Source organism: Clostridium fessum, assembly GCF_003024715.1.
Classification (GTDB): Bacteria; Bacillota; Clostridia; order Lachnospirales; family Lachnospiraceae; genus Otoolea; species Otoolea fessa.
Genome location: NZ_PYLO01000001.1, coordinates 664,287 through 683,842 on the forward strand (window position 1 = coordinate 664,287; position 19,556 = coordinate 683,842).

General features: G+C 43.6%; 18 protein-coding genes and 2 pseudogenes. 6 read left to right on the plus strand and 14 right to left on the minus strand.

Features of this window, described 5'->3' with window-relative positions; genetic code table 11:
• Nucleotides 1-101 precede the first annotated feature (101 nt).
• A pseudogene (locus tag C7U56_RS16260) lies at nucleotides 102-263 on the plus strand (immunoglobulin-like domain-containing protein); the annotation flags it as partial.
• Nucleotides 264-487: 224 nt separating this feature from the next.
• On the opposite strand, the pseudogene mobQ reads toward C7U56_RS16260, so the two are convergent.
• From mobQ to C7U56_RS03110, 8 genes and pseudogenes are all read right to left on the minus strand, one after another.
• Nucleotides 488-2,193: pseudogene (gene mobQ, locus C7U56_RS03075) on the minus strand (MobQ family relaxase).
• Nucleotides 2,194-2,539: 346 nt separating this feature from the next.
• The gene (locus C7U56_RS03080) at nucleotides 2,540-2,758 is read right to left on the minus strand and encodes a DUF3847 domain-containing protein (RefSeq protein WP_107000084.1); all 219 of its coding nucleotides are present in this window, start codon (nucleotides 2,756-2,758) and stop codon (nucleotides 2,540-2,542) included.
• 142 nt (nucleotides 2,759-2,900) lie between these two features.
• Nucleotides 2,901-3,749 (minus strand): ATP-binding protein, encoded by an 849-nt coding sequence (locus tag C7U56_RS03085; protein WP_107000085.1) that lies wholly within the window; start codon nucleotides 3,747-3,749, stop codon nucleotides 2,901-2,903.
• Nucleotides 3,746-4,465: a replication initiator protein A gene (locus C7U56_RS03090; protein ID WP_107000086.1), complete on the minus strand. Its 720-nt coding sequence runs from the start codon at nucleotides 4,463-4,465 to the stop codon at nucleotides 3,746-3,748. Before C7U56_RS03090 ends, C7U56_RS03085 begins: the two co-directional genes overlap by 4 nt.
• A 36-nt stretch (nucleotides 4,466-4,501) precedes the next feature.
• On the minus strand, nucleotides 4,502-4,873 hold the full coding sequence (locus C7U56_RS03095; RefSeq protein ID WP_107000087.1) for an adenylate cyclase: 372 nt from the start codon (nucleotides 4,871-4,873) through the stop codon (nucleotides 4,502-4,504).
• Nucleotides 4,874-4,875: 2 nt separating this feature from the next.
• Nucleotides 4,876-5,793 carry a ParM/StbA family protein gene (locus tag C7U56_RS03100; protein WP_107000088.1) on the minus strand — a complete coding sequence of 306 codons (918 nt, stop codon included), beginning with the start codon at nucleotides 5,791-5,793 and terminating at the stop codon, nucleotides 4,876-4,878.
• 231 nt (nucleotides 5,794-6,024) lie between these two features.
• On the minus strand, nucleotides 6,025-6,657 hold the full coding sequence (locus tag C7U56_RS03105; RefSeq protein ID WP_107000089.1) for a helix-turn-helix domain-containing protein: 633 nt from the start codon (nucleotides 6,655-6,657) through the stop codon (nucleotides 6,025-6,027).
• Between the two features lie 99 nt (nucleotides 6,658-6,756).
• On the minus strand, nucleotides 6,757-8,052 hold the full coding sequence (locus C7U56_RS03110; protein WP_107000090.1) for an ATP-binding protein: 1,296 nt from the start codon (nucleotides 8,050-8,052) through the stop codon (nucleotides 6,757-6,759).
• A 583-nt stretch (nucleotides 8,053-8,635) separates the two neighbouring features.
• Here C7U56_RS03110 and C7U56_RS03115 point away from each other — a divergent pair.
• Both C7U56_RS03115 and C7U56_RS03120 read left to right on the plus strand, forming a co-directional pair.
• Nucleotides 8,636-8,998: a hypothetical protein gene (locus C7U56_RS03115; protein ID WP_117566377.1), complete on the plus strand. Its 363-nt coding sequence runs from the start codon at nucleotides 8,636-8,638 to the stop codon at nucleotides 8,996-8,998.
• A 14-nt stretch (nucleotides 8,999-9,012) separates the two neighbouring features.
• Nucleotides 9,013-9,618, plus strand: coding sequence for a transposase (locus C7U56_RS03120; RefSeq protein ID WP_233430194.1), 606 nt, complete (start codon nucleotides 9,013-9,015; stop codon nucleotides 9,616-9,618).
• Nucleotides 9,619-9,807: 189 nt separating this feature from the next.
• On the opposite strand, the gene C7U56_RS03125 is transcribed toward C7U56_RS03120, so the two are convergent.
• The 3 genes from C7U56_RS03125 to C7U56_RS03140 all read right to left on the minus strand — a co-directional run bounded on the left by C7U56_RS03125 (nucleotide 9,808) and on the right by C7U56_RS03140 (nucleotide 13,860).
• Nucleotides 9,808-10,737, minus strand: coding sequence for a CPBP family intramembrane glutamic endopeptidase (locus C7U56_RS03125; protein ID WP_107000093.1), 930 nt, complete (start codon nucleotides 10,735-10,737; stop codon nucleotides 9,808-9,810).
• A gap of 53 nt (nucleotides 10,738-10,790) precedes the next feature.
• The gene (locus C7U56_RS03130) at nucleotides 10,791-11,078 is read right to left on the minus strand and encodes a hypothetical protein (protein WP_107000094.1); all 288 of its coding nucleotides are present in this window, start codon (nucleotides 11,076-11,078) and stop codon (nucleotides 10,791-10,793) included.
• Nucleotides 11,079-11,547: 469 nt separating this feature from the next.
• Nucleotides 11,548-13,860: an NB-ARC domain-containing protein gene (locus C7U56_RS03140; RefSeq protein ID WP_107000095.1), complete on the minus strand. Its 2,313-nt coding sequence runs from the start codon at nucleotides 13,858-13,860 to the stop codon at nucleotides 11,548-11,550.
• Nucleotides 13,861-14,152: 292 nt separating this feature from the next.
• Between C7U56_RS03140 and C7U56_RS03145 the strand changes: the two genes are divergently transcribed.
• The gene (locus C7U56_RS03145) at nucleotides 14,153-14,296 is read left to right on the plus strand and encodes a hypothetical protein (protein WP_233430165.1); all 144 of its coding nucleotides are present in this window, start codon (nucleotides 14,153-14,155) and stop codon (nucleotides 14,294-14,296) included.
• Between the two features lie 20 nt (nucleotides 14,297-14,316).
• Here the strand turns inward: C7U56_RS03145 and C7U56_RS03150 are convergent, their stop codons facing one another.
• From C7U56_RS03150 to C7U56_RS03160, 3 genes are all read right to left on the minus strand, one after another.
• Nucleotides 14,317-14,913 carry a helix-turn-helix domain-containing protein gene (locus C7U56_RS03150; protein ID WP_117515772.1) on the minus strand — a complete coding sequence of 199 codons (597 nt, stop codon included), beginning with the start codon at nucleotides 14,911-14,913 and terminating at the stop codon, nucleotides 14,317-14,319.
• On the minus strand, nucleotides 14,805-15,146 hold the full coding sequence (locus tag C7U56_RS16265) for a sigma-70 family RNA polymerase sigma factor (protein ID WP_420867019.1): 342 nt from the start codon (nucleotides 15,144-15,146) through the stop codon (nucleotides 14,805-14,807). Before C7U56_RS16265 ends, C7U56_RS03150 begins: the two co-directional genes overlap by 109 nt.
• A gap of 190 nt (nucleotides 15,147-15,336) precedes the next feature.
• Nucleotides 15,337-16,674: an MATE family efflux transporter gene (locus tag C7U56_RS03160; RefSeq protein WP_107000098.1), complete on the minus strand. Its 1,338-nt coding sequence runs from the start codon at nucleotides 16,672-16,674 to the stop codon at nucleotides 15,337-15,339.
• A 340-nt stretch (nucleotides 16,675-17,014) separates the two neighbouring features.
• Here C7U56_RS03160 and nhaC point away from each other — a divergent pair, with 340 nt between their 5' ends.
• Entirely contained in the window at nucleotides 17,015-18,403 is a 1,389-nt protein-coding gene (gene nhaC, locus C7U56_RS03165; protein WP_107000099.1) for a Na+/H+ antiporter NhaC, read from the plus strand.
• A gap of 155 nt (nucleotides 18,404-18,558) precedes the next feature.
• Nucleotides 18,559-19,437: an MBL fold metallo-hydrolase gene (locus C7U56_RS03170; RefSeq protein WP_107000100.1), complete on the plus strand. Its 879-nt coding sequence runs from the start codon at nucleotides 18,559-18,561 to the stop codon at nucleotides 19,435-19,437.
• Nucleotides 19,438-19,556: the final 119 nt, after the last annotated feature.

Here is a 19,556-nt window from a genome sequence, read left to right on the forward strand (position 1 = left end):
AAGGACTGAAAACCTGGGAATGGTATGATATTCAGAAGTGGGAAAACGGTGAATGACACAGGCTGGATCAGCTGACGGATGGATTGTAGACAGATACTCTATACCAGATTCCAGCGGGAGAAATTACGGCTTTTTCTACGAATTGGAAAACGTGGTATGGCGACTTGTCAGACGGTAAATATCGCATCATAAAGAAAATATATGAAACGATAGAAGATGAAATCCATACTCATTATCTGGCAGTAGAATTTGAAATTCGATAACTGTCCAAGTACAATGTCAAATATAATTATTGCATCCTTAGTAAAGGAATACCATCGCAGATACTTCCAAAGTAGCAGCGATGGTATTTTTTCTGTTGAAAATACTGTGTAGTACGATATGTACACAGGAAGGACAGTATATTTTTCACTGGCTCAGATATATTGTAGAGCAGCAATCCACCACTACCATTCCAAAATCGGAGTGGTAATGGTGGATTTTGTTATCATCGCTCGTAATCTTTTTGCTTTCTTTTGGGAGGTTTTTGCATCTGTGATTCTGGTTCTTTGCGCTGAAGCATTTGAGTAATAGAAGGCTTTCTGGTAACTTCCCCAAGCATTTTCTTCACTTCCAGCTTGCTCTGACGCATCATATCATAATCATATTTAACGCCGTAGATTTTTTGAAGCTGACTGGCTGCGGATTGCTCTTTGCCAGTGCGAAGCTCCATTCTGGTGTCGGTCAATTCGCCTGCATCCACATCGGCAACGGTTTTTTCCAAATCCCTGTATCTCTCCAGTGTTCTGTCCAGTTCGGCAGTGAATTTATTTTCTGCCTGTTCCAGTGCGTCCATCTGTGTATCAAGATTCTTGACTTCCTTTTTGAATTTGGAGAAGGCTGCATCATCCGCACATTCCATACTGTTCAGAAGCATGGACTTTTCGGATTTCAATTCCTCCAAATCCTCAGTCAGCGTAGCAACCTGCTCCGACAATTTCTGATGCTTTATCACATGAATAAAGGGTAGAGAATCCTGTTCTGCACGGAGCTGCTTTCGCTCTGTGTTTTTCTCTTTGATTTCCTGTTTGATTTCCGTATATCGTTCCACGACCGGTTTTACAGCATCCACATAGTCAGAGATTTTCTGCTTGCTGATACGGATATGGCTGATGCGGTACATAAGAACAATCATATTCTCACGCAGGGATTCCAGTTCATTTGCCAGCTCCGGAATCGAAGTTTTTACTGCAGCAGCCAGCTTTTTGACCTTCGCTTTCAGCTCCCGGAGAAGGGCGTTGTCCGCCTTGATCTGGCGATTAATTTCGCAGCGGTCAGAAACGATACCCATCGCTTCCAGCTTTCGTGCGTGATAGCCCTCGTGGATGGTTGGCAGTTCATCCAATCCCCGTGCGGCGTGACTGCGGTGATCGATCCGGGCATCTATCTCCGGATACTGTGCCAAATGCCGATTGGTAACGGTTGCCCATTTTTCCCGCCAGATGAGTAGCTGTTCATCGCTGTTCCAACGCTGAGAAATTGGATTCTGTCTGCCATACTTTGTACTTTTGGGATACTTGTTGGCTCGTTCATAACCTTGCTTCTCAGCTTCTGAAGGTGCCATATACACCTTTCGCTCGCCAACCAGATATTGATACTGTTTCTCCCAGCCCTCCGCCTGTGCGATCTTATATTCAGCAGAGGTAAATCCCCATTCTGCGCCATCCCTCACGCACAGATATTCTTTTTCGGTTTTATGCTGCCATTTACCGTTTTCCTGTAAGGGGCGAATCGTCAGCATAATGTGGGCGTGTGGATTGTGTCCGGGCGGATATGGGTCATGGATTCAACATCCGCACACATTCCCTCGGCCACAAAATTGTCCTGAATAAATTCTGTGAGAAGGCTCTGCCAGTCTGTCTTTCCCAGTTCTATGGGAAGTGCTACCACAAATTCACGGGCAAGGCGGCTGTCCTTGGTCTTTTCGTTTTCCTCCACCGCATTCCACAGAATGCTTCGGTCACTCCACGCAGCCGGAGCGATTGGCGGAAGAAATACTTCCTGCCAGACAAGCCCTCGTTTTCTGGTGTAATCATGCTGAATCCCATCGTAGTCGTTGTATATCTGTGAACAGCTCAGATATGCGGAAGCCGCCACAGCGGAGCGCCCGGCTCCACGGCTGATGACCTTTGCTTCCAGATGATAGATTGCCATTCTTCATCACCGTCCTTTCGCTTTTGTTTTTGTTGCTTTTTAGAAAAAGCAAATGGGGCTTGGCAACAATGCCCATCTCTGCAACAAAGCTGCCGGTGGCAGGTTTTTGCAGACAGTTGGTGGAATACCGTCGGTTAAAGCGACGGTATTTTTTATAGGTGGTAACACCGACCACCAGCTGCGTGGACAATGACAGCAAGCTCGCAGGATTGTGGCATTGTCCATAAGGCTCCCGCAGGAGCCGCATCCGCCTCGCAGAGCGCACGGCCCCGAAGGGGATACCACCGCCCGATGTTATCGGGTGGTGAGTAAGTGCGCCCTTCGGGAATAGAGATACTTTCGTACCTCAATGTTTTTCCGTAACTTCTGCACTTAATCGTCTTTCCAGCTCCATTTTTAGATTATCCAAGTCCATTATCTGTGCTTCCGGGAATACGTTTTCCAGAATAGCTCCCTGCTGAATCAATCTTCTTGTGCGCTGTTTTCTCTCTTTCTGACGGTTTCTGGCTTCAACCGCTTCCTGTCTGTGTTTCGCCTGCAATAATTTCTTTTCATCCTCGGTCATATTTACGTCCTTTCTGACCATATCCGGTCTAACTGATTTTTATTTGGTACTTGTTTTAGAAAAGAATGGTGCCGGGATTGTTGCTGCATGAGCGGAATTATCAATGCACCGCTGATTAGGAGACAATCCGGCACCGCCGGTCTTACGTTCCAGTACCGCTTTCCAGTATTTTCCGTGCTTCTTTCATGCTTTCAGCGGCATTTCTCTGCCGGATATTCTGATTGTTGATTCTCAGCGGCACACACCGTTCCAATACTCGGTCATAGATACGGGAGCGAGTCAGATCCTGCGGATTTTTCAGTTCCTCCAAGGTCATATTAGTTGTCACAATCAGTGGCAATTTGCTGCGATATCGGCTATCAATGACATTGAATACCTGTTCCAAGGCAAACTCCGTACTGCGCTCAATTCCCAGGTCATCAATAATCAGCAGACTGTACTGGTTCAGGCTGTCGATATATTGGTTCTTCTCCTCGGAATACAGCCCGGACAGGGCGTTGAGAATCCGGGAGAAATTGGTCATCAGCACCGGAACACCCTGCTCCAGCAGAGCGTTGGCGATACATCCGGCAAAAAAGGATTTTCCGGTTCCCACATCGCCCCAGAGAAGCAAGCCGATGGATTTTGCCTTCATTTCGCTCCAATGGACAACATAGTCATGGGCTTTCTGCATTTCCGGGTTGTAACCCTTATCATTGGCAAAGGTGTATTCCCGCAGGGACTTGTCCTGTAAGCCGTTGGCTTTCAGACGGGACACCTGATCCAGAAATTCACGGTGCTTTCTCTCCGCTTCCTCTTTATCCTGGACTTCCTGCTGACAGCGGCAGCGAATGGGAACCACCATTTCCTTTCCAAGAACAACCACATGGTGCTGCCTGGGTGTTTTACATTTGGCGCAGTGGATGAGGTTGTCTGATTCATTGCGGTATTCATCTTCCTGCAAAGGGCGGTCAGAAAAGATATTCTGAATGGTGCCAGTGATTTGGTTCATAGGCTTTCATCCTCCTTACATTCATAGCTGCGTCTTACGGGAGCCGGGTGATCCTGCGTATACCAGCTGTGAATCGTAGCAGCGTGGTCTTGATACCGCTTCCCGCTGGAACGTATATAGCCAGACAGCTTTTCGATATATTCCCGGTATAATGGTATTTCCTTTTGAAGCTGTGCCAGCTCCTTTTCATTCAGGAAAACATTTTGATATTTTCCGTAAGCGGTGCGGTCAGCCTTACTCCCTTGTTTCTTTATCTTGTTATTGTTCTTTTCATTATTACTTCCGGACACTTTTCTTTCCCTTACAGAGACAGTTTCCTGTCCGTCAGACGGATAGGTTTCTGTCTGTATCAGGGAAAGATTTCTGTCCGTCTGCACCAGATATTCCGGTGGGACTTTTACATAGATTTTGTTTGGCAATCCCGGTCCCTGACGCTTGCGGAAAATCAAATCCGTTTTTTCCAGAACTGCCAGAGCGGTCTTAACAGACATTTCGCTTTTGTGCATGGTTTCTGCCAAATCCTTGATTGGAAAGAATATGAACGCACGCCCACGCTCATCTACCCAGCCTTCGTTTTTCTGTGAAAGTCTTGCTCTATCCAACAAAAGTACATACAGTATTTTTGCGGTTTCACTCAGCTGCTCCATATCCAGTAAAAATCGTGGAAATGCCATATACGGCGGTATCAGGGTATCCTTTATTAGAAACTGTGTCATGCGTTCACCTCCTTCCGTTGTCAGAATAGATACCGGTTATTCCCCAAGAAAATCCCAGTCAAGGTCTGCATCTTCCGGTTCGGATGTTGCAACAGCTACCTGCGGTGTAATCTGAGCAATACCAACCATACAGCCTGCCAAATATACCGGTAGGGTCCTGTTCATGGCATTTTCCACCGCTGTTACAATCTGCTCCACGAAGCGTTCCTCACGCTCTCTGGTTTCCAGATACGGCTCATCTTGCTTCTTGTAGTAACGGTCAAAGTAGTCCACCAGAGAAATGGCGATAATCTGGCTGTAGGATTTGAATTTCTTTTTATCCATCGTTTGCAGATACTGCCACGCCCGGTTCTGCACATCCTTGTCCAGATTGAAACGAAGATTTGTGCTGCGGATATTCTCACTCATGCTTACTCCTTCCTGCGAAGGCTGGCATGGGCGAGATATTCATATCCCTTAGCAGTCGCACAAATATCATCCAGAATGGTTACACGGGTTTCATCGTACTGCCCGAAGTTTCTGACCAGACAGCCACCACCGCCAACAATATACAGTCGCATCAGTTCCGGATTGTATTCATAGCGGCGGAGTGTGGCGAAAATATCCGCTACATACCTTTTCGCAATGGCAGTGATACAGTCCAGATAAGGCTTGCCGATGTCCGCTGTTCCATAGCGAAGCACCTGCTCAATGGTGACTTCTTCGATTTTGACACCAAAGCTGTCCAGCACGGCATTTTTAGCAGCGATCATACACTGGTTCACACCAAACTTCTCTGTCCAACAACGGCTCTCCACCGCCTTTTTATTGTTGATATAGAGAATGTTCATGGTGCCGTTTCCGATGTCTGCAAGGAGATTGGTTCCCTTGAAATCGCCCAATCTGCTGACAATAGCGGGATAACCTTGAGGGAACAAACTGCATCCGACAAAATGGAGCTTGTACTCCTTACCATTGAAATGGAAAGATACATATTCATTGCGGAGCAGGTAAGTTCGGAAATCTTCACGCTGTTTGCGAACCCAGGTCAGCGGCAGACCGGCAGCCAGATGAACATCTGCTTCACGGATGCCATACGCATTCAGCTCTCTGGCAACTGCCATCAGAGTCAAAAGATAATAGTCCTCATCCATGGCTTTGTCCGGAATAAATTCCTTGTGTCCCTCTCCGATGCGGTAATAGGTGCCGTTGTATTCCAGAATGTTACCGGAGAAAATCGGTTCTGTGTCATAGGCAGTAATGCCGGTAGGGGTGACGGTGTTTGCTGTTTTGATGTTGCCGTAGCCATGATCTACGGCGATAATTTTGATGCTTTTCAGTTCTTTCATTTGCTTAATTCCTCCTCAAAAAATTTGATAGTCATAAAAAATGCCCTCTTTTCAGTAGATTTGCTTTGAAGTGGCACCGGATTTTTGAATTTGGTGCTGTTTTCATTGCAATTTCATTCTACTGGAAAGAGGGCAAAAGCACATTGAGCGTGGATTGAGTGGAAATTGAGCAAAAAAAAGAAGCAGCCACACGCCGTAGTGCATGACTGCTATACAAAATCATTTTTCCTTTTATTCTTTTGGCAAATAACTTTTGTCTATTGAAAGATTAACACAAGTTGCTACTGCAATATAGATTACTAAAATAATAGCCTCTAATACCAAAGTATTATACGGACGAGGGTAGAATCCTGCCGCAACACTTACGATAAATCTAATCGGGAAATAAAGTCCCAACCAAGCAGAAATTTTGTAAAACTTTCTACGGAAGTTCTTTGTTTTTTCTGTTGCACTGGATACTTTCTTCTGATACGCATATTCAAACCCGCCAATGGCTGCAACAAACGGCAGGAAACTTAGAAATGCAAAAAACACATTTTGAAGAATGAACATTGTCATAAACTGCATCAAAAGTATCATCACTTCAAGTGTCACCAGATAGATCATAATCTGACCGAGATTATCGTTTTGAACTTCTTTTATCTTCGGCAAGTCATTATCACTTTGGTAATCATCGTTCAGTAAGTAATCTGTTGTAACATCAAACAGCTTGCTAAGTTGAAGAATGTTATTTGCATCAGGCATCGCAGCTCCTGATTCCCAACGAGAAATAGCTTGTCTTGATACATCCAGTTTTTCAGCCAAATCCTCCTGAGACATTCCATTGGACTTTCTCAGTCCTACAATTTTATCAGATAGTTTCATATGAAATCCTCCTTTGCTTGGTGACTTCATTGTACTTAAAATCACTATAATTCACCACCACACCGACTTTGCATATCCGCAACAAGAGTTTACATTGTACTATTTTTCAAGAATTTGCGGGTCAAGAAGGAAATCATAGATATTCACGGTCAAAATACCATAGTTATCATAGTACGGCTGTACAATATCTTTTGTAATAACAATCTTCTTGAAAGAATCGTCTATCTTTCTAAACGGTCTGATTTCCTGAGTACGTTTCGCTTCATCAGGTAATGAATAAGCTGACTGGATATAATATCTGGAAGAACCGAGATTGCATACAAAATCAACTTCCAGCTGTTTACGGGTTACCTTTCCTTCTTGGTCTTTTTCCGCAATAATAACAACACCAACGTCCACGCTGTATCCACGCATACGCAGTTCGTTATAAATCACATTTTCCATGGAATGTGTCTGCTCAAACTGACGGAAGTTAATCCTTGCGTTGCGAAGCCCAAGATCAGAGAAATAGTATTTCTTTGGAGTTTCAATATATGCCTTACCCTTGATGTCATATCTCTGTGCTGATTCAATCAGGAAAGAATCCTCAAAACAATCCAGATATTTCTTGATCGTTTTTGAAGTGATTTTAGATTTTTTTACAGTCTTAAAGGTATTCTTTAACTTCTCAGGATTGGTCAGAGAACCAATAGCAGAGGAAAGGATATTCAGCAGGTCTTCCAGTTCTCCAATATTTTTAATCCGGTTACGTTTGAAAATATCTCGAATATAAATTTCGCTAAACAGGTTTTGCAATGCTGCCGCCTTATCGCTGCTACTTTCACGAAGAACGACCAGCGGGATGCCTCCGTAAAGCATATATTCAGACAATCCCATATACTTGTCGCCTTTGAAAACCGACATAAATTCCGAAAAACTCAGTGGATACATATGGACTTCATCTCCACGTCCGGCAAACTCCGTAACAATATCTTTGGACAGGAATTTTGCATTACTTCCGGTTACGAATACATCCATATTATCTTTGCGAAGATAACCATTCAATACAGATTCAAAGCAGTCCATCAGCTGAACTTCATCCAAAAGCAGATAATACATTCCATCCGTGGTAACTTGGGAACGGATATATGCCATAAATTTCTCCGGATCAACTCCACGTTTTTCTTTTTCAATTTTGATAAGGCTTTCTCCAATCAAATACAGGTCATCTGCGGAATCAAACGCAAAACGAATAATATGGTCAGCAGGGACACCGGACTCTAACAAGTGATTATAGAAAATATTATTCAGCAGATAGGACTTTCCACATCTGCGAATACCTGTAATTACCTTAATCAATCCATTGTTCTTTCTTCTAATCAATTTGTCTAAGTAAAAATCTCTGCGAATCTCCATACGATAACCTCCTTAGGAAAGATTTTTGCAACTTAATACAGTTTTCTGTTCTATATTACCATATCGCAACCTTCAAATCAATATGTATAACCGGTTTTAGGAAAGATTTTTGCAACTTAACACAGTTTTCCGTTCTAAAGCCTATTATATGCTTCAATCAGGATATTATCCCTGTATTCTCTCATTGTTTTATTCTGTTTCAACAAAGGAAAAGCAGCCACACACCGTTAAGTACATGGCTGCCCAAGGCAGTTCTTTATTTAATTTGAGGCTACGACAGACTGCGATTTGAAAAATGATGATTTTATAAACTATATACCCACTAATCCCATTGTAACTTAATCTTGCCATCTGCTTTTTCAAATTTAAGTATTAGATCTATAAATGAGTAAATCCTAAATTTTGCACAAAAGAAAGACACCCTCTGCTGAATGATGTATAATTGAAGTGCGACCAACAACCTACTCATTCAAACAAGGGGGTGCCTATTGCAAACATTATACATCATTCCAATAAGATTTACAATTACTTTAAAGTTCTCAACCTCAACTGTTTTTTATCCGATATTTACCTGCAGCATTTTATGGCTATCATTCTTTCTACCTTTTTGCGTGGATACCGTGGCAAAACAACGGATTTCGCCTTGACCAGCCAACATCATAGAACGATTGTGGCTCACTTCCTGAATCAGGGAAAGTGGAATGATTTCCTTTTTCAGGATGCCCTAAGAAACAGCGTTGCATATTTGATCTACCGGGAGGCGACTATTTCCGGTCAGCCTATCTTTTGCATTGTGGATGATACGATTGCTTCCCATACAAAGCTTTCGTCACAGGCTTTGCATCCAATCGAAGCTGCGTATTTTCATCAATCTCATCTGAAAGGCAGACAGGATTATGGGCACCAGATCGTGTCCGTCATGCTTTCTGCAATGGAATCACTCTGAATTATGCCGTTATTCTGTATGATAAAACAAAATCAAAGATCCAGATCATACAGGATATTGCTGCAGAACTTCCTATTGCACCGATAGTTTCCTACTTCCTTTGTGACAGCTGGTATACTTCAGCCAAAGTCATGGATTGCTTTGCTAAAAAAGGATTCTACACCATAGGGGCTTTAAAAACCAACCGAATCCTCTATCCTTGCGGAATCCGTCAGAAAGCCAGTGCATTTGCCCTTCACTTGCGGAAAACAGATCCAAACATCAGCCTTGTGACCGTTGATAAAAGGCAGTTTTACGTATATCGGTATGAAGGGAATCTGAATGATGTTCCCAATACAGTGGTTCTACTGAGCTATCCAACACCATGTTTTGGGATTCCAAAAGCACTGCGGATCTTTGTTTCAACGAATGCAGCATTATCCACGCAGGAAATCCTGAGACTTTATACCCAACGCTGGCAAATTGAACTGTTTTTCCGACAAAGCAAGAAAAAGCTTGGTCTGGATAAATATCAGCTGCGTTCCCAAAAAGGAATCCAGAGATACTGGCTGATGATGTCATTTGTCCATTATATGTGTTGCACTTGCAAAGGAACCTATATTTTTTTACATATAGAATAACCAACTTCTTCCCAAACAGGATCCTTTAGATAATCTATTGCATCCGAAATAATAATAAGCAAATCCATATAGCATTTGGGTGATGATTCCTCTTTTTTATATAAACTCAAAATATACTCAAAATAGCCATCAATAAAGTTGACAGACCATTTCTGCGACTCACTACCTTTCATGAAATAACACCTACCTTTATAAATTTAGTCCAAAAGAAACCAACGATATCAGCCATGAAACTCCAAAATAAAAAACAAATGACATAATTCCAGCTGTATTAAAAAAAACTACTAATCTACTTTTTTCAGAAATAATTTTTTCTAATAATTTCTTTTTACAATAATACAAATGTAAAAGTATATTCTTCTTACTACAGAGCAATAGCAGGATTAAAAGCATTAAAAAGAGTCCTGCATTTAATAACATGGTTAAAACCATATTCATTGAAAAGGAAAACAATTTATTTTCCCACAAGAAAATCCCCAGATTATGAATAACATGAAAAGTAATAGCATACCATAAATTTCCTGTGAGGCAGACCAAAACACCTGAAAAAAAACCAATCAAAAGAAATATTAATAATAACCCCTGACCATGCATTATAGCAAACAGTATAGTTGTTGCTAAAATTGCAAATCCCTCCCCATAAGACTTCAGCTTAGACCATAGAATTCCCCGAAAAATCCATTCCTCTACCAGAGGTCCCAGTATTACACCTGTGAAAATATCTAAAACACTGTGTAAACTTTTATCATTCATCATTACGATGTCTTGAAATACTTTTGCATACAAAAACAAAAAGAATGCACAAAAAACATGGGATAAAAATATTACAAATGCCGTTAATAAACCTTTTTCCAATACGGATAATTCATATTTGTTTTTAGAATAACATGTATCCAGCAAAGACAACCTTCCCCATTTTTTCATTCCCACCCATACGATACCAGCCCAAAATATATAAAAAGCCATATTTTCAGCAAAAATCGGCATTATTCGCATAAGTATTAGCGAACCCAAATACGCAATCAATAAGATCCATCCTATTTTGCCGGCAATTATTTTTAATTCACATTTCCTTTGTTCGTCCATCGTGCATATATTCTCCATATAAAAATGTCCCATAATTATCCTCCTGGTTTTAATTTGCTCCTTGCAACTTTTAAGCAAAAATTATACTATAACTTATTAAAAAACTCTTCACGTTTCTTTAATGTTCGAATAGCAATCCTGATTAGTTGCAGATATTTTGCTTCTAAATTTCTCTTTCCAGTTAAGCGGTTACAGAGCATGTGGCATATTGAAAGCAAAATGTGTTGTTTTGTCTCAGTTAATGTAGGTGCAAAATACAATGCTTTTTTCAGGAATTGTAACTTTTCTTTTCTTTTTAAATAAATTGACAAACTTTCTTTTAATCGCTCATCAATATTTTCTATAGCTCCCTTATCCAGTTGGAAAAGTATCATTATCTTTTCCGATGTGCAAAGGAAAGTCATGACTTTAGCACTTTTATGAAATCTATAGCGTAGTTTTGTGCAATTTTTCAAATTTGCTCATTTATAGTATTAGAAAATATCTACATTTTTCATCGACAGTCAACATACCGGTTTTTATCTCTGGTGTCAAATCTAATATGGTCTCTTTATTTTCATTTTCTACAATAACATGGATACTTCCTTTTGAGACATCGCCATCCAACTTAAAAGTATATTAACGACTTTCGTTAAATTTTATTACCTTTTTTACATATCCGCTACAAGATGAAAAAGAAACTTCGCATTTATTTTTCCCTCTGAGTGAAACAACAAATAATAAGGCTCGTTTTGCGTTCAAAATCATATATCCGTTGACCCATAAAAAATAAAACAAAACTAACATTGAAATAAATACAATCGCTAATTTCATGAATTCACTCATGCCAACACCTCACAAAATTCAATTTTTCGCATCCAACCACTGTCTACCTAATTGCACCCCAGCCTGAGTATAAGTTTCTAATATGTCCTGCTTCTTTTCTTCAATCAGTTCCGGTTCAGCATCAAACAGCACCTCATAGATAGCCAGAGCGTTCTTAAAGTGTGTGGTAGCTTGCAGCACATCGCCGATTGACAGACAGATATTGCCCATAGCTTCTTGTACAACGGCATAATCACCGGACACATCAGAGTTAGATTCTTTGATGACACGAGACAGCCTTTGTAATGCAGATAACCCGAGGTACGGCTCACCCATATCCGTCAGCAGTACCGCATAATTGGTGATTTGCGGAATACTGTCATGATAAGGCGCCAAGCCGTATTGCTCAAGCAAGTGAATACCCGTTTCCATATGCTGCTTTGCCAGTTCCAACTTACTGGTCTGCTTATACAGACCGCCAAGGTTTGCATGGAGATTCGCTGCAAGAAGGGCGTTCTCTGCGGTCACTTCGGAGATCAGCGTCACAGCTTCTTTTTCCAGCTTGATTGCCTTTTCCGGTTTCTTCTCATTAGCGGCACGGAAGTCCAGAAGCAAAGCACGGTCAGAAACAGAACCAATGGTATTGTCTTTCAGCATAGAAGCCAGTTCTGTCAAAATCAATTCCATTCCAGATTCATAGCCATACTTCTGCATATACGGAAAGGAATCTTCCAAAAACCGGAGATAGGATGCAGTATCGTCATTTTCAATCGAAGTCACGATATTATTGACCGTCTGGAACAACTGTTTGTAATAGGAAACTTCTTCGCCATGCCGTAGACAAAGTTCCTGCAAGCTGTTGAGCAGGGTGTGGCAGTTCCGGACAGAAGGCTTGGTTTCTGTAATTGCTACTTCCTGAATCATCGGATGCAAGGCAATCGAATGACAGGACTTTGTCTGTATGAATCCTTTTTCCACCAGATCGTTGATGGTATTCATATTCCGAAGCATCAACCAGCCTGCAAACACACGGGAACTGATACCGGTTGTCGGTACAAACGCCATGCTCCGCATAATATCCTGTTCATCACCGGCAAGCTGATACAAGGAAAACAATGTATGGATATGGTCATAGTAAGTTGCCTTGCGGCTCTGACCGTCCTTGGTGATGCCGATTTTATCATCAGCATCCAAGGATGTTTTTTCTTCTTTCAGCTTTTCCAGCAAATCCATCGGCTCCAGAATACCCGTTTCAAGCAGTCGAGCTGCCAGTTCTACCGCCAACGTGTGACTGTGAACCGTATCAATGATTTGTTCCAATACACTCTGGTATTTTTCTGCGTCCGAGAAAAAGCAACCGGCAATGGATAATAACGCCTGCTTGCCTGCAATTTCGGTTACTTCCATGGAATCGTAGTTATCAAATCTGCTGCGGGTCGTGAACAACATACGGCAGCGATATTTCATCACAACAGAAAGAGTGCTGTCCTGAGAAGCCGTAGTATTAAAATTATCTACAATAAACAGCGTATCTTCTTTCAATGTACGCAGGAAGCGATTGTGTTTGCGGAAGCGTTCCTGCTCGCTGTCATCCGGAAGGTCATCAGCAAAATCCATATCCGCTATATCCTGCATCAGATTACCGGTATAGGTCAGATACAGAACATTGGTGTATTCCTTGCGGTGCTGCTTTGCATAGGCTTTTGCCAGTTCGCTCTTACCGATACCGGCGATGCCATGAAGAAATACCTTTCCATGCTCCAATAACAATTCGTGAAGCATTTCCAGTTCTTTTTCACGTCCGCAGAAATGTCGGCAAGGCTTTGGTGCTCCTTCATCAGCAATGAAATCACTGAGAATTGGAGAAAGCTTTCCGTCAGCAAGGAGATTCTTTACCTTTGGGTCACGCTTGATAAACTCACGCTCCATGCCGAAGCAAAGAACATCCGCTATAAACGATGCTTCATCCTCTCGGCTATCACAAGGATAGTGCCGGGAGCATTCTTTTTTTACTCGTTCCGAAATGGTATCATCCTGCATTAGCAGTCGGTATACTTCCTGTGCAGCCATAGAACTATCATACATTGAAAGCAGTACATTGTTTTCCAAATCTGCTGCCAGTTTTTCACGATTGCCATCTCTGGAATAAAACTGCGTTATTTTCGGACTGATTTTTGCCTGCCCGGTGAACCAGCGGCAGACCAATGCCATATCAAATGTAATCGTTTCCTTTGTTTGGGTAAACAAGGAGCTAAAAACATCTTCTAACAATGCAGTTTGGTTTGTATCGTAATCGTCGCTGATAAAGCGTCGAACAATGGTCATGACTGAACTGAAATCACATCTTTCCATAAACAGCCCTCCCTTCGAAAAGTAGTCAATTTATGGTCAATTGGCACTCAATGTGCCTTTGACAGTTTCTTGATAGAATGATATCACGAAAGAAGTTCCGAATATCTTACCTTTTATTATAGCATCAATTCCTATTTTTTGAAGTAGCAAAGCGGCTGCAGTAATGTGGTTATAGCGGACAACTTCTCTCTCATAAACTGAAATACCGAGGGAGGTGCGTGGTATCGCAAGAAAGAGTGCTCCAATCAATGTAATTGTCCATTATCCTAAAACAGAACAGGGGAAACGTGAATTGGCAGAGCGAGTAGCCGGTGTCCACGCAGATATGGTCAATCAGTATATCAAAAAATTAAATTGTCCATCCGATCAAAAGGCGGAGTTGCTGGGTGCGGTTATCGCATCCGCAAAAAAGGAAGCAGGTGAGCAAACCGATTAAGGCCCCCTCACCTGCTTTTCTTATGCTTTTATTTTCCCTTTGAAATACTTGTTCCAGGAATTGATGTTCATTCGCTTTTGATGATCTTCCCATGCTCGAAGCAGATTAGGTGAAATTCCCATCAGCCGAGCAAACGGTTTCTTTTTTAGTCCCAAACTTTCACGATATTCTCGTATCATCTTTCCTTGTCCTTTATATAAGAAGCGATTGTAATCATCCAGCAGGTCATCCACCGGTACTCCATATAGCTCTGCCAACTTGTCCACAATCTCCTTTGGATAGTAGTCAACATATCCGACTTCAAAATCTATGTAATGTCCACGGCTGATACCGATCAGCTCTGCAACTTCCTTTTGCATCAGGCCCATGTGATGACGGCACCAACGGAGCCTGTCCGGTACATTGGGAATATCTTCGTAGTTCTGATACTGCTGATTGAACAGCTGTGCTTCCAAGATCTTGCGAGGGGCGATCGGTCGGAAACTATGGATATACATAGGTGCATACCTTACGCAGCCGTCCAAAGCAGAGCAAAGGATATACATATTCTCGGATACCTGTGCCAAAATACGCCATCTCGGTTCTTTTCGGCTCTGGGGATACTGGTTTGGAACCATAAACGCATCCGTGAGAGGATAGCATTCTCGATACATTTCGCCGCATATGTCGCCAACCGCGATCCCCGCTCCGGATGAAACGTATTGACCGCTTTAATGAGCCCGATGGTGCCGATCGACAGGAGATCTTCCATTTCATAATCTGTACCCTGATATTTTCTGGTCACATGCGCCACCAGCCGTAAATTTCGCTCTATCAGAGTATTGCGTGCCTCATGGTCTCCCTCTTTCATGCGTTCCAGACAGGACCGTTCCTCTCCAGGTGTCAAAGGCTTTGGAAATGTATGCAAAGAAAAAGCCACCCTGAAGCTTACTTACTGATAGTTTATGCTTCGGTGGCTTTTCCAGTGCACCACTTGCTTTTCCGATTTTAGAAAGGGCGCTAAAAATCATGCCATCCAGCCGGTTATAAATCCGCTGCGTCTAAAAATATTGATACCTCCTTCTCTTCGCCACCAAAAAGATAACTGACACCGTCACGGACATATATTCCGCCACGATAATTGCACCCCAGATTCCGTTCAGGCCCAGGAGCAGTGGCAGAATGATAACCGATGCACTTTCAAACACAAGAGTACGCAAAAAAGCTATCAGCGCCGAGGTCAGTCCATCTCCCAGCGCCGTAAAAAAGGCGGAACTGAAAATGGAGAAACCGCAGAATAAGAACGAAACCGCATAAATGGAATACGCATGTACCGTCATGTCCAGAAGCCCGGCATCATATCCTACGAAAATAGCTGCCAACGGTGCCGCCATCACCTCGGACAGCAGCAGCATGCTCAGAGACGCTGCCGCGATCAGAACCACACTGCGCTTTAGCAGGTTATTTAACTCCTTTTTATTTCCTGCGCCGTAGTGATAGCTGATAACCGGAGCTACGCCGGTCGCATAACCGATGAAAATCGCAAGGAAAATAAAGTCCACATACATGATGGTTCCGTAAGCTGCGACTCCGTTTTCTCCCGCGTAGCGCATCAGCTGCGCGTTATACAGCATGCCGACAATGGACATGGAAATACTGCTCATCAATTCCGATACACCGTTGGTGCAGGCACGTCTGAGCGCTCCTCCATCCCACTTTGGTCTGCGAAGGCGGAGGCTGCTGCTGTTCTTCCGCAGGAAATAAACCAGCGGTATCGTTCCGCCTATGATCTGTCCCATCGCAGTCGCCATCGCCGCTCCGGCAATTCCCCAATGGAACACCCCCATGAACAGAACATCTCCCGTCATATTGAGCACACCCGAAATGATCGTTACAATCAGCCCCAGCTTCGGCTTCTCCGCCGTCACGGAAAGGCTGCCAAACGCATACTGCAGCATTAAAAACGGAAGCGCCACCAGAATGATCCGTCCATACCGGATGCAGTCCGCCAGCATCCCTCCCTTAGCGCCAAGAAAGGCAGCGATCTGCGGTAAAAACAGAATACTGATAACCGCAATTACCAGACCAGAAACAACGGTCGCAGCGATCAGAAGGGAAAAAATCTCCTGGGCCTTCTCACGCCTGCCCTCGCCCATAATCCGGGCAATCAGGGCACTTCCACCCGTGCCGAACATAAATCCCATGGCACCTACGACCATCAGAAACGGCATAATGAAATTGACCGCCGCAAACGGCGTTTTTCCTACAAAATTCGATACAAAATATCCATCTACCACTCCGTAAATGGAGGTAAAAATCATCATTAAAATAGATGGAATTGTAAACCGGATCAATCTCCCAAAACCGAAATGATCCGATAACTGAATCCTCTGTTCCATAACATTCTCCTGTCAAATTTTTAAGTAATTCTGCCATTATATCACGATTCGCATCTTCGATGCTTACCGCTGCTGACGCAGCTATCGTGATCGCCATTCGCCGTTCGCCATAAATCTGCAAGCAGCTTTCTGGCTCACTTGCGCTCATTATATCATAATTCTTCACATCACGGAACATCACCTGCACCTCTTCTCCCTTGAGCCAAATAAATATTATTCCTACGGTTGATTTTTTCGGAATTATTCTATATAATGAAAATAAATTTACAATTTAACGCGTTAAACCTCAACGCATTAAATTCAAAAAAGCACGACTTTCACATTAGGGAGGAACTATGTTATGAGCGAAGACAAAAAATTAAACATGCCTCAGTCGCTTCTGCTTCTGCTCCTGATCATCGGAGCGGTTGCAGTCTGCATCCGGCTGAAAACGGGCGGACCGATGATTGGACTATTTATGAGCTGGATCATCATCTATCTGTTTTGTAAGGTATTACGCATAAATTATGAGCATGTTGTAAACGGCGCTTACGACGCGATCCGGGTTGTCGTTCCTACCCTGTGCCTGCTCATGGCAATCGGCGTCATGATCGGTACCTGGCTGCAAAGCGGCACGATTGCAACCATCATTGTCGGCGGTTTAAAACTGATCAACCCGACCTGGCTGCTGCCTCTGACCCTGATTTTCTGTGCCGTATTAAGCCTTGTGACCGGAACCTCCTACGGTTCCGTCGGCAGTGCCGGTGTTGCCATGATGGCAATCGGCAACGCGATGGGCATCCATCCTGGCATGGTGGCAGGTGCTGTCATCTGCGGCGCGATGTTCGGTGACAAATTAAGCCCGCTTTCCGACACAACCAACCTGGCTCCAGCGGTTGCTGGCTCTAAATTAAACGACCACGTGCGTTCCATGCTCTGGACCACGCTTCCGACCTTTGTCATCAGCCTGGTTCTCTTTGTAATTCTTGGCATCAGCCAGACTTCAGGGAACTATGAAACTGGAAATCTTCTGACATACATCGATGCCCTGCAAGGTGAGTTTAAACTTGGCTTCATCACTCTGCTGCCAGCCATCGCAATCATTATTCTGCTTTTATGCAAAGTAAACGCGGTTGTCTCCCTTGGTCTTTCCGCCATCTGCGCCGGAGCTGTCTCTTTCTTCTATCAGGGCGCAACTTTGCAGAGTATCATCCGTGTTGCTTACAACGGATACAGTACCAGCATTGAGGAAGGTATTTTACAGACCATCTTAAACCGCGGCGGTATGAGCAGCATGCTTCAGTATGTGGCAATCATCTGCTTTGCAGTTGGTATGGGCGGTATGCTGGATCGCCTTGGCGTTCTCGGCAATCTCTTAAACGCCATCGTAAATCACATCAACAGCGATGGCAGCCTGATTGCAGCAAGCCTTTTAGTCGGCTATGTAACCAGCTTAATCAGCTGTTCCCAGCCGATGTCCCACGTCCTGACTGGAAATATGATGAAACCGCTGTTCAAATCCAGAAAAATCGCACCGGAAATCCTTTCCCGTACCCTTGAGGACGCAGGTACTTTATCCGGTCCGATGATTCCGTGGCACGGTTACTGTGTATACATGTCTGGAACCCTCGGCGTTGCCTGGTCCGTATTCTTCCCGTACCTGTTCTTACTGTACTTAACTCCTTTGTTCAGTATTTTCTATGGATTTACGGGAATCTCCATCCGGCATACAGACGACGCTCAAAATTAAACCTTTCACTTGATGAAAACAAAATGATCGAAACATATATGCAGCCTTTGACACGGTGTTTACCTGTGCAAAGGCTGAACACATCTAATTTGCCCGAACTATTTTCATGATTTCGCGCAAAATATATTACATATGAATTTAGGAGATGAATATTTATGATGGAAACAAAGCTTGTACTTCTCGGAACCGGCACCCCGAATGCCTGCCCGAATGCCAGCGGTCCTTCTTCCGCAGTTGTCGTAGGCGACCGCGCTTATCTTGTAGATTTTGGTCCTGGCGTTGTCCGTCAGGCGGCGAAAGCATACCAACAGGGAATTGATGCCCTGCGCCCGGACCGGCTGATGATCGCATTCTGCACACATCTGCACACCGACCACACGGCCGGCTATCCGGATCTCATTTTTACCCCGTGGGTGCTGGAACGCCCGAAGCCGCTGAAAGTATTCGGTCCAAAAGGCATCCAGAACATGACCGAACATATTTTAAAAGCATATGAGACGGACATCGACTTCCGTATCCACGGCTTTGAAAAAGCCAACGAAAATGGCTACAAAGTCGAAACTACCGATATCCAGCCTAGTATCATTTATCAGGATGACCGCGTGACGGTTGAGGCATTTCCAGTCAGCCACGGTACGCTTGAAAGCTACGGATTTAAGTTTACAACACCGGATAAGGTGATCGTGATCAGCGGTGACACGGCTCCGCTTGAGATCGTGGCGCAGAAAGCGGAAGGCTGCGATATTCTCCTCCATGAGGTCGAGTACACCGCCGGACTCTCCGCCAGAGAGCCAAAATGGCAGAAATACCACCAGGAAGTTCACACTCTCAGCGTTGATCTGGCAAAGATTGCCGCCAAAGCGCACCCGCGGCTTCTGGTTACCTACCACCGTATCTATCACATGGAAATCCAGGACAACACCCGCGATGTCGAGGCTGAGATGGCGCGCAGAAACACCGCCATTTTGCAGGAAATCCGTGATGCCGGATATGAAGGTGCCGTTGTAAATGGACAGGATTTAGATGTATTCTAAGAAAAATTTAAGGGGATGCGCATTAAGTCAGTCGCTGCCACCCCTGTTCTCAGATCTTCAAGCCTTATATATAAAAAGCAGATATTCTCACACAATGGAGAATATCTGCCATCCAGTCT

Coding starts and splice junctions, on each gene's coding strand:
- C7U56_RS03080 (WP_107000084.1), bottom strand. CDS start 2,758: ATGACCGAGGATGAAAAGAAATTATTGCAGGCGAAACACAGACAGGAA.
- C7U56_RS03085 (WP_107000085.1), bottom strand. CDS start 3,749: ATGAACCAAATCACTGGCACCATTCAGAATATCTTTTCTGACCGCCCT.
- C7U56_RS03090 (WP_107000086.1), bottom strand. CDS start 4,465: ATGACACAGTTTCTAATAAAGGATACCCTGATACCGCCGTATATGGCA.
- C7U56_RS03095 (WP_107000087.1), bottom strand. CDS start 4,873: ATGAGTGAGAATATCCGCAGCACAAATCTTCGTTTCAATCTGGACAAG.
- C7U56_RS03100 (WP_107000088.1), bottom strand. CDS start 5,793: ATGAAAGAACTGAAAAGCATCAAAATTATCGCCGTAGATCATGGCTAC.
- C7U56_RS03105 (WP_107000089.1), bottom strand. CDS start 6,657: ATGAAACTATCTGATAAAATTGTAGGACTGAGAAAGTCCAATGGAATG.
- C7U56_RS03110 (WP_107000090.1), bottom strand. CDS start 8,052: ATGGAGATTCGCAGAGATTTTTACTTAGACAAATTGATTAGAAGAAAG.
- C7U56_RS03115 (WP_117566377.1), top strand. CDS start 8,636: ATGGCTATCATTCTTTCTACCTTTTTGCGTGGATACCGTGGCAAAACA.
- C7U56_RS03125 (WP_107000093.1), bottom strand. CDS start 10,737: ATGGGACATTTTTATATGGAGAATATATGCACGATGGACGAACAAAGG.
- C7U56_RS03130 (WP_107000094.1), bottom strand. CDS start 11,078: ATGATACTTTTCCAACTGGATAAGGGAGCTATAGAAAATATTGATGAG.
- C7U56_RS03140 (WP_107000095.1), bottom strand. CDS start 13,860: ATGGAAAGATGTGATTTCAGTTCAGTCATGACCATTGTTCGACGCTTT.
- C7U56_RS03150 (WP_117515772.1), bottom strand. CDS start 14,913: ATGGTTCCAAACCAGTATCCCCAGAGCCGAAAAGAACCGAGATGGCGT.
- C7U56_RS16265 (WP_420867019.1), bottom strand. CDS start 15,146: ATGAAAGAGGGAGACCATGAGGCACGCAATACTCTGATAGAGCGAAAT.
- C7U56_RS03160 (WP_107000098.1), bottom strand. CDS start 16,674: ATGGAACAGAGGATTCAGTTATCGGATCATTTCGGTTTTGGGAGATTG.
- nhaC (WP_107000099.1), top strand. CDS start 17,015: ATGAGCGAAGACAAAAAATTAAACATGCCTCAGTCGCTTCTGCTTCTG.
- C7U56_RS03170 (WP_107000100.1), top strand. CDS start 18,559: ATGATGGAAACAAAGCTTGTACTTCTCGGAACCGGCACCCCGAATGCC.